The organism is Pseudomonas sp. NFR09, assembly GCF_900111535.1.
Taxonomy (GTDB): domain Bacteria; phylum Pseudomonadota; class Gammaproteobacteria; order Pseudomonadales; family Pseudomonadaceae; genus Aquipseudomonas; species Aquipseudomonas extremorientalis.
This window is the reverse complement of record NZ_FOIH01000007.1, coordinates 36,647-52,370: the sequence shown is the minus strand read 5'-3', so window position 1 is coordinate 52,370 and position 15,724 is coordinate 36,647. Positions and strand designations below refer to the sequence as shown.

Annotated in this window: 17 protein-coding genes; 11 read left to right on the top strand and 6 right to left on the bottom strand. The window is 64.3% G+C overall.

Annotated features, from left to right (window positions below; genetic code table 11):
* Positions 1-2: 2 nt before the first annotated feature.
* Together BMX59_RS16520 and BMX59_RS16515 are read right to left on the bottom strand one after the other, a co-directional pair.
* Positions 3-485 (bottom strand): copper chaperone PCu(A)C, encoded by a 483-nt coding sequence (locus tag BMX59_RS16520; protein ID WP_071491715.1) that lies wholly within the window; start codon positions 483-485, stop codon positions 3-5.
* Positions 485-1,093: an SCO family protein gene (locus BMX59_RS16515; protein WP_093124176.1), complete on the bottom strand. Its 609-nt coding sequence runs from the start codon at positions 1,091-1,093 to the stop codon at positions 485-487. Before BMX59_RS16515 ends, BMX59_RS16520 begins: the two co-directional genes overlap by 1 nt.
* 164 nt (positions 1,094-1,257) lie before the next feature.
* Here BMX59_RS16515 and BMX59_RS16510 point away from each other — a divergent pair, with 164 nt between their 5' ends.
* Together BMX59_RS16510 and BMX59_RS16505 are read left to right on the top strand one after the other, a co-directional pair.
* On the top strand, positions 1,258-1,641 hold the full coding sequence (locus BMX59_RS16510) for a DUF2946 domain-containing protein (RefSeq protein WP_093123528.1): 384 nt from the start codon (positions 1,258-1,260) through the stop codon (positions 1,639-1,641).
* A 62-nt stretch (positions 1,642-1,703) separates the two neighbouring features.
* Entirely contained in the window at positions 1,704-2,249 is a 546-nt protein-coding gene (locus tag BMX59_RS16505; protein ID WP_093123524.1) for a putative natural product biosynthesis protein, read from the top strand.
* Here the strand turns inward: BMX59_RS16505 and BMX59_RS16500 are convergent.
* Positions 2,224-3,138 (bottom strand): aromatic alcohol reductase, encoded by a 915-nt coding sequence (locus tag BMX59_RS16500; RefSeq protein WP_093123521.1) that lies wholly within the window; start codon positions 3,136-3,138, stop codon positions 2,224-2,226. The genes BMX59_RS16505 and BMX59_RS16500 overlap by 26 nt on opposite strands.
* Positions 3,139-3,228: 90 nt before the next feature.
* On the opposite strand from BMX59_RS16500, the gene BMX59_RS16495 reads away from it, so the two are divergent.
* Positions 3,229-3,624 (top strand): winged helix-turn-helix transcriptional regulator, encoded by a 396-nt coding sequence (locus BMX59_RS16495; RefSeq protein WP_058423941.1) that lies wholly within the window; start codon positions 3,229-3,231, stop codon positions 3,622-3,624.
* On the opposite strand, the gene BMX59_RS16490 is transcribed toward BMX59_RS16495, so the two are convergent.
* Positions 3,625-4,506: a LysR substrate-binding domain-containing protein gene (locus tag BMX59_RS16490; protein ID WP_093123517.1), complete on the bottom strand. Its 882-nt coding sequence runs from the start codon at positions 4,504-4,506 to the stop codon at positions 3,625-3,627. It lies immediately after the preceding gene.
* Positions 4,507-4,661: 155 nt separating this feature from the next.
* On the opposite strand from BMX59_RS16490, the gene BMX59_RS16485 reads away from it, so the two are divergent.
* The gene (locus tag BMX59_RS16485) at positions 4,662-5,684 is read left to right on the top strand and encodes a zinc-dependent alcohol dehydrogenase family protein (RefSeq protein ID WP_093123513.1); all 1,023 of its coding nucleotides are present in this window, start codon (positions 4,662-4,664) and stop codon (positions 5,682-5,684) included.
* Complete coding sequence (locus BMX59_RS16480; protein ID WP_093123508.1) at positions 5,681-6,835, top strand: MFS transporter; 1,155 nt, start codon at positions 5,681-5,683, stop codon at positions 6,833-6,835. The genes BMX59_RS16485 and BMX59_RS16480 overlap by 4 nt, the downstream gene beginning before the upstream one ends.
* Here the strand turns inward: BMX59_RS16480 and BMX59_RS16475 are convergent, their stop codons facing one another.
* Together BMX59_RS16475 and BMX59_RS16470 are read right to left on the bottom strand one after the other, a co-directional pair.
* Positions 6,836-7,579 (bottom strand): SDR family NAD(P)-dependent oxidoreductase, encoded by a 744-nt coding sequence (locus BMX59_RS16475; RefSeq protein ID WP_093123503.1) that lies wholly within the window; start codon positions 7,577-7,579, stop codon positions 6,836-6,838.
* Between the two features lie 150 nt (positions 7,580-7,729).
* Positions 7,730-8,683 carry a LysR family transcriptional regulator gene (locus BMX59_RS16470; protein ID WP_071493269.1) on the bottom strand — a complete coding sequence of 318 codons (954 nt, stop codon included), beginning with the start codon at positions 8,681-8,683 and terminating at the stop codon, positions 7,730-7,732.
* A gap of 184 nt (positions 8,684-8,867) precedes the next feature.
* Between BMX59_RS16470 and BMX59_RS16465 the strand changes: the two genes are divergently transcribed.
* The 6 genes from BMX59_RS16465 (at position 8,868) to pdxH (ending at position 15,650) form a co-directional block, all read left to right on the top strand.
* Entirely contained in the window at positions 8,868-11,042 is a 2,175-nt protein-coding gene (locus BMX59_RS16465; RefSeq protein ID WP_371914379.1) for an FUSC family protein, read from the top strand.
* A gap of 129 nt (positions 11,043-11,171) precedes the next feature.
* Complete coding sequence (locus BMX59_RS16460; protein WP_092245389.1) at positions 11,172-12,488, top strand: OprD family outer membrane porin; 1,317 nt, start codon at positions 11,172-11,174, stop codon at positions 12,486-12,488.
* Positions 12,489-12,564: 76 nt separating this feature from the next.
* Positions 12,565-13,008 carry a hypothetical protein gene (locus BMX59_RS16455; protein WP_093123495.1) on the top strand — a complete coding sequence of 148 codons (444 nt, stop codon included), beginning with the start codon at positions 12,565-12,567 and terminating at the stop codon, positions 13,006-13,008.
* 292 nt (positions 13,009-13,300) lie between these two features.
* Positions 13,301-14,476 carry an NnrS family protein gene (locus tag BMX59_RS16450; protein ID WP_093123490.1) on the top strand — a complete coding sequence of 392 codons (1,176 nt, stop codon included), beginning with the start codon at positions 13,301-13,303 and terminating at the stop codon, positions 14,474-14,476.
* Positions 14,477-14,485: 9 nt separating this feature from the next.
* The gene (locus BMX59_RS16445) at positions 14,486-14,902 is read left to right on the top strand and encodes a hypothetical protein (protein WP_092245398.1); all 417 of its coding nucleotides are present in this window, start codon (positions 14,486-14,488) and stop codon (positions 14,900-14,902) included.
* Between the two features lie 100 nt (positions 14,903-15,002).
* A complete protein-coding gene (gene pdxH, locus BMX59_RS16440) occupies positions 15,003-15,650 on the top strand; it encodes a pyridoxamine 5'-phosphate oxidase (protein ID WP_093123487.1) in 648 nt (215 codons plus the stop codon).
* Positions 15,651-15,724: the final 74 nt, after the last annotated feature.

Here is a 15,724-nt window from a genome sequence, read left to right as displayed (position 1 = left end):
TCTCAGTGCATCTTGCCATGGTCCATCTTGCTATGGTCCATCCCATCCAGGCCACGCACCGGCGCCTTCACTTCAATCGCCTGCTTTTCGCCCTTGGCGTTCTGCACCGTCAGGGTCAGCGGCACCTGGTCGCCTTCCTTGATCTGGCCGGTCAGGCCCATCAGCATCACGTGGTAACCGTCGGGGTCGAGGGTCACGGCCTTGCCGGCCGGCAGGGCTACCGAGTCCACCGGGCCCATGCGCATCACGTCGTCCTTCATGCTCATTTCATGGATCTGCACGTCCTTGGCCACTGGCGAGGCCACGCTCAGCAACTTGCTGTCGCTGTCGGCGGTGACGGTCATGAACGCGCCGCTGGACGGTTGGCCCGGCACGGTGGCGCGTACCCAGGCGTCGGTGACTTGCACCTGGGCGCTGGCGTGCGCGGCGAGGCCCAGCAGGGTCATGCCGATAAGGGTGCGCTTGAGGTGTTGAACGGCAGTCATTAGCAGACCTCCATGACGGTGAGCAGGTCTTCTGCGCACTCTTTAGCGGTAAGGGATGCCTGCAGGCCCAGGCGCAGGTTGCCACGGGTGTCGAACACGAAACTGGTGGCGGTGTGGGACAGGGTGTAGGTGTCGCCGGCGGGGATCTTTTCATAGAAGATCCCGAATTCCTTGGCGGCCACGGCGATTTCTTCCGGGGTGCCGTACAGCGCTTCGAAACTGGGGTCGAAGGCCTTGACGTACTTGTCGAGAATCTCGGGCGTGTCGCGTTCCGGGTCCAGGGTGATGAACACCACCTGCATGATTTCGCCGTCGCGGCCCATCAGCCTCTTGGCCTGGGCGGCGCGCGCCAGGGTGGTCGGGCACACGGCCGGGCACTGGGTGAAACCGAAGAACACCACCGGCATCAGGCCACGGAACGAGCTCAGGGTGACGGTTTCGCCGTCGGTGTTCTTGAGCTTGAAGGTGCGGCCCATGATCTTGTCGCTCAGGTCCTTGCCGTACTTGAAGTTCAGCCTGGGGCTGTAGTCACAGCCGCCCAGCAGGCTGCCCAGGCCCAACAGGCCCATACCGGTCAGCACCTTGCGGCGGGTGAATAACGTACTCATCAACTGTGCATCCTGTGAAGCGCCTGCATTGCTCTGGATCAATACGTCAGGCTTTGAGGGCGCCCAGTCTACCAACCCTGGGAAGCGCACGTAATCTGCGACGTTCTGCCACAGGGGCATGTCGCGCTTCATCCTTTTGCGGCGCGGGTGGTAGAGTCGCCGCCATGAAATCGAGCCACCCCGACCGTTCGCTGATCGCCTGGGCCCTGTACTTCTGCGTGCTCATGAACCTGTTCGTCTGCGGTTTGGGGCATGGGCAGATGACGGGGCAGACGCTCAATGGCATCGGCGGGGCGTTCTGTTCGGTGAGCGGCAACCAGGCGCCACTTTCCGACAAAGGGTTGGGTAGCCCATCTTCCAGCAACATCTCGAACTACTTTGCCTGCCCGGTCTGCAACGCACTGACCGTTGCGCTGGTGTTCCTGGTCGGCCTGGCCTGGCTATTGGGCCTGGGCCAACCCCCGCGTCCGGCCCATGAACGGCGCAACAAGGCGCCGCCACGATATTCCTGGCCCTCGGCCAACCCCCGCGCTTCCCCTGCATTCTGACGTTTGCCTTGGGCCTCCTGAAAACAGGAGGCGTCCCATCGTCATGACTGTGAGTGCGTTTCATGAACCCCCTGTTGCCCACAGGCGCCAACCGCCTGGTCAGCAAGGCGTCCCGCCGCCTGCACGCGGAGCCGGCGCCGCCTGAATACCCCAGCAATTCCCGCAGTTTCGTGCACCTGGATGCTCGCCTGCTGCCGTACTGGCACACTTTGTTCGACATCTGCCCGGCGCTGCTCAAGCTGGACCCGCCCGAGGGCCTGAACCTGTTTCGTAGCTTCATGACCTGGGCCTATCGCCACCGGCCGCCGCTGGATTGGACCTACCACGTGAACGTCTGCCGCTGGCTGCTGGGCTCGGAGTATCGGGCGCAGATCGATGACGAACCCATCGAGGCGTTCATGGCGGCGGCTGCCGCGCGTTGGGTGCAGACGGATAAAAGCCAGGCCAGGGGTGTGGTCCTGGCCTGGCAGGGCGCAACGCTGTTTGATTGGAAGGGCTCGCCGTACGCGATGGTTGAACGCCAGGCATTGCCCCCTGCGCAAACGGACTTCGCCTGGTGCCCGTTGAACAGCCGGGGTGAATTCAGTCGATGGTTGCCGGTGCCCTGAGGTGTTGGCGGATCCACGTGACAACGTCCGTCATGGCGATGTGATGGCGGGCGTTGAAGGTCACGGCGGGGTCCCAGGCCACGCCGTGGCCTTGGGCGAACACTGCGCGGTATTTCTTCAGGTTGTCATCGGGGTCCTTCGCCAGTTCGGCCAGCAACCTCGGCACCGGCCAGGGCTCGCGCTGCAGCCGGATGCCGAGGGTGGCGTCGACGGTATCGGCCAGTTGCCCATAGGTCAGGGTGTCACCGGCGGTGAACACCACCTGGTTGCCCAGCGCCGGTTCGGCAAGCACGATGTGTGCGGTTAACCGGCCGATGTCCTCAGGCGTGGTGACGGTGACGGCGGTGTCCCAACTGCCCAGCGCATGCACGGTGTTCTGCGCCAGGTCGACCACGCCGAACGAGGGCTCGAACAGAAAACTGGTGAACATGCCGGTGGAGATGATCAGCCATTGCGTGCCGTGCTGGGCGCGCAGCAGGTCGCGTACGTCGAGCTGTTCGTCGAAGGTATCCTGCGGGCTGCCACGGCCGATCAGGTCATAGTCCACGCCGAATTGCCACGGCACATAACGCCGCACTCCACCCTCGATGGCGGCCCGTGCCAGTTTGCGCTGGGTGCCGGGGCCGGCGGCAAAACCGGTGCAGCAGATCACCGTGTCGAAGGGCGCGAAGCGCTCGGCGAGCACGCTTTGGCTGTCGTTCTGCAGGTCACCGGCAACGGGCTCGATACCCCGCGCACGCAAAGCGTTGGCCGCAGCCGAGTGCAGGCTGGCGGGGCGTAGCAGCACGGCGAGGCGTGTGTCGCCCGGTGCGGCCAGGTCGGCCAGTGCTTGCACTACGGCCATGCCCAGTTCGCCGGCACCGAGTACCAGGATGGAAGAGGGGGTCATAGGAACTCCGTCTGGATTGAAAGTCGTGGCATGCTTGCAGAATTCATCGCCGCGCATAAGAAGGCACACCCGTGATACCGAGAGCTCCCCATGGATAACGACGAGATCATCCGCCGCTCCCAAGCCGCCTGCGACGCCCTCAGCGCCGACGATGACGGCCTCAAGCGCGAGGTGCTGACCCACGCGGGCAACCGCTGGTCATTGGGCATCGTGCACGTGCTGGGTGTGTCCGGCCGCTTGCGTCACGCCGAGATCGGCCGGCGCATGCAGGGCGTGACCCAGCGCATGCTGACCCGTACGTTGCGCCAGTTGGAGCGCGATGGGCTGGTGCTGCGCCATGACTTCCAGGAAGTGCCGCCCAGGGTCGAGTACGAGCTGTCGAGCCTGGGTACGGAACTGCTGGTACACATGATCCCGCTATGGACCTGGGTGGTAGAGAAGGGCGATGAATTTCGCCAGGCGCGGCAGCGGTTCGACAACGCCTGATCAGGGAAACAGGCGTTCCTTGAGAAAGTCGATAAACACCCGCAACTTGGGCGACGGGTGCCGGCTCGACGGCCACATCATGCGAAAGCTGCCATGCTCGGTGCAGTCAGGCAGCACCTGCAGCAATTGCCGGCTGTCGAGGGCCTCGCGAATGGCGAAGTCCGGCAGGTAGGCGATACCAATGCCGTGCAGTGCAAAACATACCCGGGCTTCGAGGTTGTTGCAGATCATCGCCGCCGGCAGGTGCTGGTCGAGTTCGATGCCCTGGGTGTGCAACGGCCAACGCTGCAACTTGCCGGTATTCGGGAAGCGGAACAGGATGCAACTGTGCTGGGCCAGGTCGCTGGAGCGCTGCGGTGTGCCGTGACGCTCGAGGTAGGCGGGGGCCGCCACGACGATCATCCGATAATCCCCCACCAACCGTGAACTCAAGCGCGAGTCCGGCGCCTCGCCGCTGCGCAACACCGCGTCGTAGCCTTCCTCAACCACATCCACGCGACGGTCGGTGAAGCTCAGGTCCAGCTCGACGTCGGGGTAGGCCTGCTTGAAGTCGGCCAGCACCGGCAAAAACGGATGGCCCACCAACGGCAGGCTGACCTTGAGGCGACCACGGGGCGCCTGGCTGACCTGGGACAACTCCGCCTCGGCTTCCTCGATTTCCCGCAGGATGCGCCGGCTGCGCTGCAAAAACAGCTCGCCCTCGGCAGTCAGCGTCACGCTGCGCGTACTGCGGTGGAACAGCCGCACACCCAGGCGCTCCTCCAGGCGCGCAACGCTCTTGCCGACCGCCGACGCCGTCACCCCCAACACCCGCCCGGCGGCGACAAAGCTGTGAGTGTGTGCGACCTGCACAAAGGCATTCAGGGTCGTGAGGTTGTCCATCTGATGCACCGATTGCCGACGGGAATTGCCCGATACCCTAGCGCAATTGCCAGCATTGCGGAATGAAAGCTCCGCAGACCCAGGAATCGCCCCCTACTTAATCCCGTGGAGCGAGGTTCTTATCCTTGCGCAAAACCCTCACGAGAGACCTGAACATGACCGACTTGATGCAACGCTGGGAAATCCCGACCTTTGGCCTGCATACCCTGCGCCTGGCCCGTGTGCCGCGACCGCTGGCCAAGGCCGGGGAGGTGCTGGTGCGCGTCGCGGCGGTGTCGCTCAACTACCGTGACGCCGAGGTATCGGAAAACGGCATGGGCGCCAGCCTGCAATTCCCTTTCACCCCGGCGTCCGACATGGCGGGCACGGTGGTGGCAGTGGGGGAGGGTGTGAGCCGGTTCAAGGTGGGCGACAAGGTGCTGTCGAGTTTCTTTGCCGGCTGGGTCGACGGCAGGCCGTTGTCCTGGGCCGACGCGCCACCGCAAGGCGGCCCGATCCCCGGCATGCTTGCCGAGTACGTGGCCACCCCCGCCGAATGGTGCGTGCTCGCGCCGCGCTCGTTGAACGCCACCCAGGCCAGCACTTTGCCGGTGGCGGCATTGACGGCCTGGATGGCGCTGATCGAACTCGGTCACTTGCATGCCGGCCAGACTGTGGTGGTGCAGGGCACCGGTGGCGTCTCGCTGTTTGCCGTGCAACTGGCGGCGGCCCATGGCGCCCGTGTGATCATCACCAGCAGCAGCGATGAAAAAATCGCCCGTGCCGTCGAGCTGGGCGCCACCCATGGCATCCACCGTGGCCGGGTGCCGGACTGGCACCACGCCGTGCTGGAACTGACCGGCGGACGCGGCGCCGAGCACGTGCTGGAAATGGCCGGTGGCGACAACCTGGCGCGTTCACTGCAAGCGGTGAGCAACGGTGGGCGTGTCTCAGTGATCGGCCTGCTCGAGAGCGACCAGTTGAGCGCGTCGCTGATGAGCCTGCTGGCCAAGCGCGCCGCCATCGTCGGTGTAGCGGTGGGGCCACGGCGTGCCCTTGAAGACCTGGTTCGCATGGTGGAGCGACACAGCCTCGAACCGGTGATCGACCACACCTACCGCTTTGCCGAAGCGCCCCGGGCCTTCGCCCATTTGCAGCGCGGCGCCTTCGGTAAAGTCGTGATCGAGGTCGGCCCGTGATCTACATCATCCTGGGGTTGTTCGGCCTGTATACCCTGGAGTTTGGTGTGGTCGGCATCCTGCCGATGATCGTCGAGCGGTTTGCGATCAGCGTATCCCAGGCCGGGTGGTTGATGGGTTTGTTTGCGCTGATAGTGGCGGTGTCGGGGCCGTTCCTGGTGCTGCTGGCCTCGCGGGTAGTGCGCAAGAAAATCCTGGTGGGTGCCTTGGTGGCGTTCTCGATCAGCAGTGTGTTGTCGGCGTTTGCGCCGAACTTCGAGACACTGATGGCGCTGCGCGTGGTGCCGGCCATGCTCCACCCGGTATTTTTTGCCGCCGCGTTTTCCACGGCGGTGTCGCTGTACCCCCGCGAACGAGCGGCCCATGCCACAGCGCTGGCGGTGGTGGGCACCACGCTTGGGCTGGTGTTGGGCGTGCCTCTGACCACGTGGGTGGGGGCGAGTCTTTCCTATGAGGCCTCGTTCTATTTTTGCGCCGTGGCAACGGCAGTGGCGGCGTTGGGCTTGTGGCTCAAACTGCCCGATCACCCGCGTTCGGCACCCCTGAGCTTCGGCAAGCAACTGGCGGTGCTGCGCAGCCTCTCGGTGTGGTTGGCGATCCTCGCTACCGTGTTGGTGTTTACCACGATGTTTTCGGTGTACAGCTACGCCGCCGAATACCTCAAGACCCAGGTCGGTATGGATGGCCGGACTATCAGCGTCATGCTGGTGATCTTCGGCATCGGCGGCGTCATCGGTAACCTATGGGTGGGGCGCGCGCTCAGCCGGCATTTGGTTGTGACGGCCGTGCTGTATCCGGTGGTACTGGCGGCGGCATACCTGGTGTTGTATGCCTTTGGCAGCCTGTCGTGGGCGTCGATGAGTGTGATCGTGTTGCTCTGGGGCGCGGCGCATACCTGCGGCCTGGTAGTCACGCAAGTCTGGCTCACGTCTTCGGCACCCGAGGCGCATGAGTTCGCCACCAGCCTGTATGTGTCATCGGCGAATGCCGGGGTGGTGATCGGGTCATCGGTGGGCGGGCTGTTCATCAATGCCTTCGGCACCAGCGGGGTGATTGGCTGCGGGCTGATCTTTGCCGGGTTGTCGCTGTTGGTGATCGGCTGGAAGGCCCTGGCATTTGGAGGGACCAAGACCGTGCCTGTACTGGCCTGATCAGCGCAAGGTATAACCGCCGTCCACCACCCAATCCTGGCCGAACACGCTGCGTGCGCCCTGGCCCAGCTGGAACAGGATCACATCGGCCACGGCGCCCGGCTCCAGGAACTGCCCGTTGAGCAGGCGGGCGTTGACGGTCTTCGCCACCGAGCCCAAGGCTTCGTCATTGAGCCCCAGGGTGCTCCAGATCGGCGTGGCGGTGGGGCCGGGAGATACCATGTTCAGGCGGATGCCGTGGGGCGCCAGCTCCACCGCAAGGGTGCGCACCTGGGCGCGCAGGGCGGCTTTGGACGCAATGTAGGCGGCCAGGCCGGGAAAGGTCACTTGCTCCAGGAACGTGCCGATGAACACCACCGATGCCTGCGCCGCCAACTGCCCGCGCAGGCTGCCCAAGGTGTTCAACGCGCCGGCCCCATTGACCGCCCACTGCCGGTCGAAGGCGGCCAGGTCCAGGCCATCGGCCAGTTGGGCAATGCCCGCATTCGGCACCAGCAAATCCACTGGCCCCATCGGTGCCGCCACCTGCGCCAGGCGCGCAAGGTCGGCTGCCTCGGTCACATCCCCGGCCAGCCACCTGAGCTGCTCGCCAAACTGCTCGGCCAACACGCCAAGCCCGCCCAGTTGGCGCGACATCGCGACCACCTTCGCGCCGCGTTCGAGCAAACGTTGGGTCACGGCCAGGCCGATGCCTGAACTGGCACCGGTGACGACGGCGAGGCGCTGGTTAAATTCATTGCTCATGGTGATCTCTCTGTGGGTTTCGACGATTTGTCCTGCCATTTCCGAGTCAGAAATCATGCCAATGAATAACGTTATGAAAATCAGTCGGTTGCGATTTTTGTTGTCGTTATGACTCTGGCGTCCTGTAGTCGCTATGACCCGATGTAGTCGTTATGACTCAACAGCGCTGAGCAACGGGCGGGTCTTCAGCACAGCCTTATGGTCGGCGAGCACCTCCGGCAGGGAGCTGCGCAGGTACTCCACCCAGGTTTTGATTTTTGCGTCCAGGTAATGCCGGGAAGGGTAGATGGCGTACAGGCTCAGCTCCTCCAGGCGGTACTCGGGCAGTACGCGCACCAGGCTGCCGCTGCGCAGCCCCTTGATCGCCGCATGCACGGGCAGGATGCCGACGCCCATGTCATTGCTGATGGCGGTTTTCATCGCGTCAACCGAATCCACCAGGAAGGGCGAGTGGCTGATGATCACGTTTTCCTTGCCATTGGGGCCGTCGAAGGTCCAGTCCTCGAGAGGGATCACCGGGCTGACCAGGCGCAGGCAAGCGTGGTCGAGCAGGTCCTTGGGAACCTGTGCGATGCCGTGGCTTTTTACGTAGGACGGTGATGCGCAAACGATGCTGTAGGTGCTGCCGAGCTTCTGCGACACATGGCTGGAGTCAGGCAGGTCGATGGCCAGCACGATCGATACGTCGAAGCCTTCGTGCACCAGGTCCGGCGTACGGTTGCTCATGCTCAGGTTGAAGGTCACATCCGGGTAGTGCTGGCGATAACGAGCGATGGCGTCCACCACGTAATGCTGGCCGATACCGGTCATCGAATGCACCTTGAGCTGGCCGATGGGGCGGGTATGGGCGTCGCCGGCTTCTACCTCCGCTTCTGCGATCGAATGCAGGATCTGCTCGCATCGCACCAGGTAGCGTTGGCCCGATTCGGTGAGGGCGATGCGGCGTGTGGTGCGATTGAACAGGCGCGTGCGCAGGTGGGCTTCCAGGTTGGAAATGGAGCGGGATACATGGGTGGTGTTGGTGTTCAGCCGCGTCGCCGCGCCGGTAAAACTGCCGGCTTCGGCGACGCAACGGAAGATGCGCATGTTCTGCAGAATGTCCATCGATGGCTACCAGGGATAACGGATTTTTCCAGTGTGGCATGAAGTCGCGGGCCGCTGTAAACGCTATTTATTGTGGTATTTCGCGTAACAGTCATTCACGTTCTGGATGACTTACCGACCCTGGCGCAACCGCCTAAAGTCGCCGGCCTTGTGTGCCAGCCAGCTTGTCGGGAGTCCCTGTTTCGTGCCACCGCTCACTGATTTTTCACGCCGGCTCAGAGCACTGCCCTGGCGCCGGGGTTTCCTGGAATGGGCGCGCACCGACGGGGTGATGTGGGTCTACCTGTTCAAGGTGTTGATCGCTTCGTACCTGGCCTTGTGGCTGTCGATGCGCCTGGAGTTGCCGCAGCCCGGCACGACGATCACCACGGTGTTCATCGTGATGCAGCCCTATAGCGGGCATGTCCTGGCCAAAAGCGTCTACCGCGTGATGGGTACGCTGGTGGGGTCGTCGTTCATGGTGCTGTTGATGGCGCTGTTCGCCCAGAACACCGAGCTGTTCCTGGCCGGGCTGGCCGCGTGGGTGGGCGTGTGCTCATATGGCGCGGCGCGCAATCGTCATTTTCGCGCCTATGGGTGGGTGCTGGCGGGGTATACCGCGGTGATGGTCGGCTTGCCGGTGGTGGGGCACCCGGAGCAGGTGTTCATGGCGGCGGTGTGGCGGGTGTTGGAGATCACCCTGGGCGTGCTGTGCGCCACCGCGATCAGCGCAACGCTGCTGCCCAGCACGGCGGGCGCCGCCATGCGCAATACCCTGTACCAACGCTTTGGTCGTTTCGCCGGATTTGTCGTGAGCGGTCTGCGCAGTACCCACGACCAGGCGGCGTTCGAGGTCGCCAACCTGCGCTTCATCGCCGAGGCTGTGGGCCTGGAAGGGATGCGCAGCGTCAGTGTGTTCGAAGACCCTTACATGCGCCGACGCAAGGGGCGGCTGGATCGGCTCAACGTCGAGTTCATGGCCATCACCACGCGTTTCAATGCCCTGCATCAGTTGCTCGACCGAGTGCAGATGCGCGGTGCCACGGCGGTGCTGGAAGCTGTGGGCCCGGCACTCAAGGCGCTGGTCAATGTGCTGGAACCGTTCGCCGGACAGGTACTCACAGACCTGGATGCGGCGTACCTGTCGACACGCCTGAAGCATTATATCCACGGGCTGCCGAGCCAGGTCCGCCACCTGCGCGCCGAGCTGGCGCAGGCGCATCCGCCCGCCGATGACCTGCTGGATTTCCACACGGCCTGCGAGCTGCTTTATCGCTTCGTCGACGAGGTGCTCAGCTACGCTCAGACCCATGCTTCCCTGACCGATCACAGCCCCCGGCGTGAGCGTTGGGCCGAGCCTTTTCAGCCACAGACCCACTGGCTGGCAGCGGTAGGCGCCGGCCTGCGTGCCGCAGTGGTGCTGTTGGTGTTGTGTGCGCTGTGGATCGCTACCAGCTGGCCCAGTGGCGCGGCGATGACCCTGGTGTCCGCGCTCACGGTGGGGCTCTCGGCGTTCTCCCCCAACCCCCGGCGCATGTCGTTCCAGATTGCCTGTGGGACAGTGTTGGCGGCGGTCATCGGGATTTTCGAGGTGTTCTTCGTCTATCCCCGGATCGACGGGTTCCCGTTACTGTGCCTAGTGATTGCGCCGGTGATCATGCTGGGATCCTTTTGGTTGGCCAAACCTCAGTGGGCGGGCTACGGTCTGGGCATGCTGGTGTTTTTCGGCACCAGTTCGGTGCCCGGCAACCTCACGCTCTACAACCCTTATGGCTTGATCAATGACTACCTCGCCATGGTGTTCGGCATGCTGGTGTGCGCGGCAGCAGGGGCGATCATTCTGCCGCCCAACAGCCCCTGGTTGTGGCGTCGGTTGGAACAGGACCTGCGCCGGCGGGTCGTGTTCGCCCTCCACGCACCCTTGCCGGCGCTGGGCTCGCGTTTCGAAAGCGGCACCCGTGACCTGCTTAACCAGGCCCATGGCTTGTCCGCCGGCCAGCCGCAGGTGCAACACCGCCTGCTGCGCTGGACGTTCGTGGTGCTTGACGTCGGCCATGCCCTGATCGAACTGCGCCGCGAGCAGGCGCAGTTGCCGGCGCTGGCCTGCTACGCCGAAACCACCGCGTGGCGCCAGGCGGTACGTGCCATGGGGCGGGCATTGGTGCGCTTGTTCACCCAGCCGGGGCATGCACGGTGGCAACGTGCACTGGCACGCGTCGAACACGCAATCGAGTGCGTGCAGGACACCGTCGAACCTTTCGAAGCGCACTTTGAGACCTCGGCCTTGCGCCGGGTGGAAAGTTACCTGCACTTCATCCGTACCTCACTGCTGGACACGCGCTCGCCATTCGCTGGATTGTTACCCAAACTGAAAAAGTGATTGGCGGTTTTGCCGGCTTTTTCCCGGCCACGCAACGCTATACCGTGCGCGCTCCCGTTGACTGCAGCCCCCCTGGCACAACAAAAACAGCGCTGCGACGGGGCGCCTCAATCACTTCTCGGAGCCTTCATGAACCACAAGACTTGCCTAGCGCTCGCCGTCTCTATCGGCGCTGCGCAGCAGGCGGCTGCGTCGGGTTTTATCGATGACAGCAAAGCCAGCCTCGACCTGCGCAACTTCTACTACAACCAGGACACCCGCAACGCCAAGGCCGCCTCGGACAAGGAATGGGGCCAGGCCTTTATGTTCAACTACCAGTCCGGTTTCACCGAAGGCACGGTCGGCCTGGGTCTGGACCTGCAAGAGTGGTACGGCCTGCGCCTGGACGCCTCCGGCCGGGCCGGCAAGTCCGGTGCCGACAACACCCCCGGCAGCGTCTTCCCGCTGGACGATGGCAAGGCCGCCCATGACTTCAGCAAGACCGGCGTCACCGGCAAACTGCGCATTGCCCAGACCCAACTCAAGGCTGGCAGCCTGACGCCCAGGCTGCCGGTGCTGACCACCGAAGACGGGCGCCTGTTGCCCCAGACTTTCCGCGGCTATCAGGTGGAGTCCAGGGACTTCAAGGACATCAACCTGATCGCGGGCAAGATCGAGCAGGTCGTGGACCGCAATTCCAGCAACGGCCAAGGCCTGTCGATTGCCGGCGCCAATGACCCGGTCAAGGGCAAGTCCAGTCACCAGTTCTACTACGGCGGCGTGGATTACACCGTCAGCAAGCAACTGCAGGTGCAGTACTACTACGCCAGCCTGGAGAACTTCTACCAACAGCACTTCCTGGGCCTGGTGCACAACTGGCAACTGCCGGTGGGGCAGCTCAAGAGCGACCTGCGGTATTTCTACAGCACCGCCGACGGTAAGAACGGCAGTGCGTCGGGCCGGAGCGAAGGTTATGTCGGCTCGGGCTACTACGCGCCCGGCGTCACCACAGGCAAGGTCGACAACCGCTTGTGGAGCGCACTGTTCACCTATGGCTTGAGCGGGCATTCGCTGAGCCTGGGCTACCAGAAAACCACCGGGCAAAGCGACTTCCCGCACATCAACCAGGGGCAGGGCCGTTCGCTTTACCTGATCACCAACTCCCAGTCGCTCAAGTTTGTGAATGCCGGCGAACAGGCCATGGTGGGCAGTTATGCCTATGACTTTGCCAGCCTGGGCGTACCGGGGTTGCGCTCCAGTGTGACTTACATTCACGGCAGCCATATCCGCACCGCCGGCCGCGACAACAGCGAATGGGAGCGCGACCTGCGCCTGGACTACGTGATCCCCACCGGCGCCTTGAAAGGGCTGGGCTTTACCTGGCGCAGTGCGGTATTGCGCGGCAATGACACGGCGGACAAGGACGAGACGCGGCTGATTGTCAGCTACAGCATCCCGTGGCTGTAACGGGCTTGACCGACGTCAAGGCGCGCAAGCCTCCAGGCCGCCACACTGGCGCCTCGACGCCACCTGCGAGGCCACCATGCTTTACCTGCTGTTTCTGCTGGCCCATCTGTTCGCCGCGCTGATCTTCATCGGCACGGTGTTTTTCGAAGTGCTGATCCTGGGCGGTCTGCATCGGCAATTGCCGGCGCGGGTGATGCTGCAGGTCGAGCAAGGCATCGGTGTGCGTGCCCGGGCGCTTATGCCGTGGGTGTTGCTGGTGCTGTTCGGCGCCGGGCTGGGCATGGTCGGCTTGCGTTACCTGCCGGTGTTGGCCGCGCCGTTCGCGTCGTCGTTCGGCACCCTGTTGACCCTCAAGCTGATCCTCGCCGCCAGTGTGCTGCTGCACTTTCTGCTGACGATGCTGCGCATGCGCCGTGGCCGGGTGAGTGCGGCTTACCTGCGGGTTATCCATCTGAGCCTGTTCGGGCATATGGTCGCCATCGTGCTGTTGGCCAAGAGCGTGTTTTACCTGACCTGGTAAAGCCCTTGATGCACATCAAGGTACGCCGTGGCGTCGCACCGATGAGGGTTTCACGGTGCACGGTGATTGCAGCCGCATTGGTCTGGGTCTGTTCGGCTGACACTAGCGGGACGTGCCCTCGGCAAACTCGATCTTGTTGACCCGCTGGTGCAGGCGCACGCACAGCGTGCCGAGCAAGGCGAACTTGCTCCGAGGTTAATCCGGTTGCCCTTGGCGCAGCTTGATCTGCGACAAGGGCAAGATGCGCACACCGGCGCACCATCGGCGCAGTGATAAATTCAGGAGCCCTGCCATGCACGTACTGGATCGACGCAAGGCCATGTCGATTACCCCGCTGTTTCGCCTGGCCTTCCGGCCGTTTTTCCTCGGTGCCTGCCTGTTGGCCGCGCTGGCGGTGCCGCTGTGGCTGCTGGCCCTGGGCGGCATGACCGGCAGTTGGCAACCGGCCGGCGGCTGGCTGGCCTGGCATCGGCATGAACTGCTGTTCGGCTTTGGCCTGGCGATCATCGCCGGTTTCTTGCTGACGGCGGTGCAGACCTGGACCGGTCGCCCCGGACTCAGCGGGGCACCGTTGGGCGCACTGGCGGCGCTGTGGCTGGCGGCGCGCGTGGGCTGGTTGCTCGACGTTCCCCTGCCATTGCTGGCAGTACTGGAACTGAGCTTCCCACTGGCGGTGGCGGGTGTGATGGGATGGACGCTGTGGCAGGTGCGGCAGACGCGCAATTATCCGATTGTGCTGGTGCTGGTATTGCTGGCGGTGGCCGATGGCTTGTCACTGTATGACCAGGGCCTGCAGCGCCAGGCGGTGTTGACCGGCCTCTGGCTGGTGGCGGCGATGATGGGGCTGATCGGCGGGCGGGTGATCCCGTTTTTCACCCAGCGCGGCCTGGGTCGGGTCGCGGCGGTCAAGCCCTGGCCCTGGTTGGATCACCTGCTGTTGGGCGGTTCGATTCTAGTGGGGCTGTTGTATGCCGGTGGGGTGGCCTTGTTGCCACGGGCCTGGATCGGTGTGCTGTTCGCGCTGCTGGGCGTGGGCCACCTGTTGCGCCTGGCGCGTTGGCATGCTCGCGGCCTGTGGCGGGTGCCGCTGCTGTGGTCCCTGCACCTGGCCTATGCCTGGCTGTCGCTGGCGTGCCTGGGCATGGCGCTGTGGCATTTTGGCGTGCCGCTCAACCCGAGCCTGGCGGTGCATGCGCTGACCATCGGCGCCATGGCCGGGTTGATCCTGGCGATGATCGCGCGGGTCAGCCTGGGCCATACCGGCCGGCCATTGCAGCCGCCCTCGGGGATGACCCTGGCCTTTGCGCTGCTGAACCTGGCGTGTGTGTGCCGGGTGCTGCTGGTGCTGGTGTGGCCGGTGGCGGCGTTGTGGCTGGCCGCGCTGTGCTGGTCCGTCGGCCTGGGGCTGTACCTGTGGCGCTACGGGCCGATGCTGTGGCAGGCGCGTGTCGACGGGCATCCGGGTTAGGAGAGATCCATGTATTCAGTGCTATTGATGGTTCATCTGCTGGCGGCCAGCGCGTTCATCGGCACGCTGTTTTTTGAAGTGGTGATCTGGCACAGCGCCCGGGAGGAGTTGGCCTGGTCCGCGCAGTTCACCTGCGACCAGGCGATTGCCCGGCGCTCGCGACGGGTGCTGCATCTGGTGGTCATCGTGCTGTACGGCGCGGGCCTGGGGCTGGCCTGGCACTACTGGGGCGTGCCGTGGAACAGTCGTTTTGCGTGGCTGCTGAGCCTGAAAATCCTGCTGGCCCTGAGCATCATCGGGCACTACCTGTTGCTGGCGTACTGGCTGGGTAAACAGCGCCTGAGCGCCAAGCGTGCACGGTGGATTCGGCGCAGCATCCTCGCGCACATGGTGCTGATCGTGATCATCGCCAAGTCGTTGTGGTAAGCGGTATGCGGCGTCATGCCGCGGCCGATTGTTGATCGCGGTCAAGGGATAACGGTGCGCCAGTTCCCACACTGTGGCGAACTTTCTGGAGGACCGCGCCATGCCCCTGTCCCTTGCGCAATTGCGCCGCAACTACACCCTCTACGGCCTTCGCGACGACTGCCCGCAGGCCGACCCGCTGGAGCTGTTCGGCCAGTGGCTGGACCAGGCCCGCAAGACCGAAGTGCCGCCGGCCGAGGCCAACAGCATGGCCCTGGCCACGGTGGACGGCCATGGGCATGCCCACTGCCGCATCCTGCTGCTCAAGGGCTTCAGCGCCGACGGGTTTTTCTTTTTTGGCAATTACCAGAGCGCCAAGGGCCATGAACTGGCGGACAACCCCCATGCCGCCATGACGTTCTTCTGGCCGGGCCTGGAGCGCCAGGTGCGTATCGAAGGCCCGGTGGTGAAGGCCGATGCCGAGCTGTCGGACGACTACTTCGATGCCCGCCCGGCCGCCAGCCAGTTGGGCAGCTGGGCCTCGCCCCAGAGCCAGCCCCTGGCCCATCGCAGCGAGTTGGAAGGGCGCCTGCGCGAGGTCACCGAGCGTTTTGCCGGGCGCCAGCCGCCCCGGCCCGAGCACTGGGGCGGCTACTGCCTGCAACCCCGGCGCATCGAGTTCTGGCAAGGCCGGCCAGACCGCTTGCACGACCGCCTCGACTACCGCCTGCATGACAGCGGGTGGCAGCGCACGCGCCTGGCCCCCTGACGGCATACCTCCTTCGAGGAATAGGCCCTGCGCCCGATGCGGCGCAGGCTGGACGCATCTTTTCAACGCCTGGA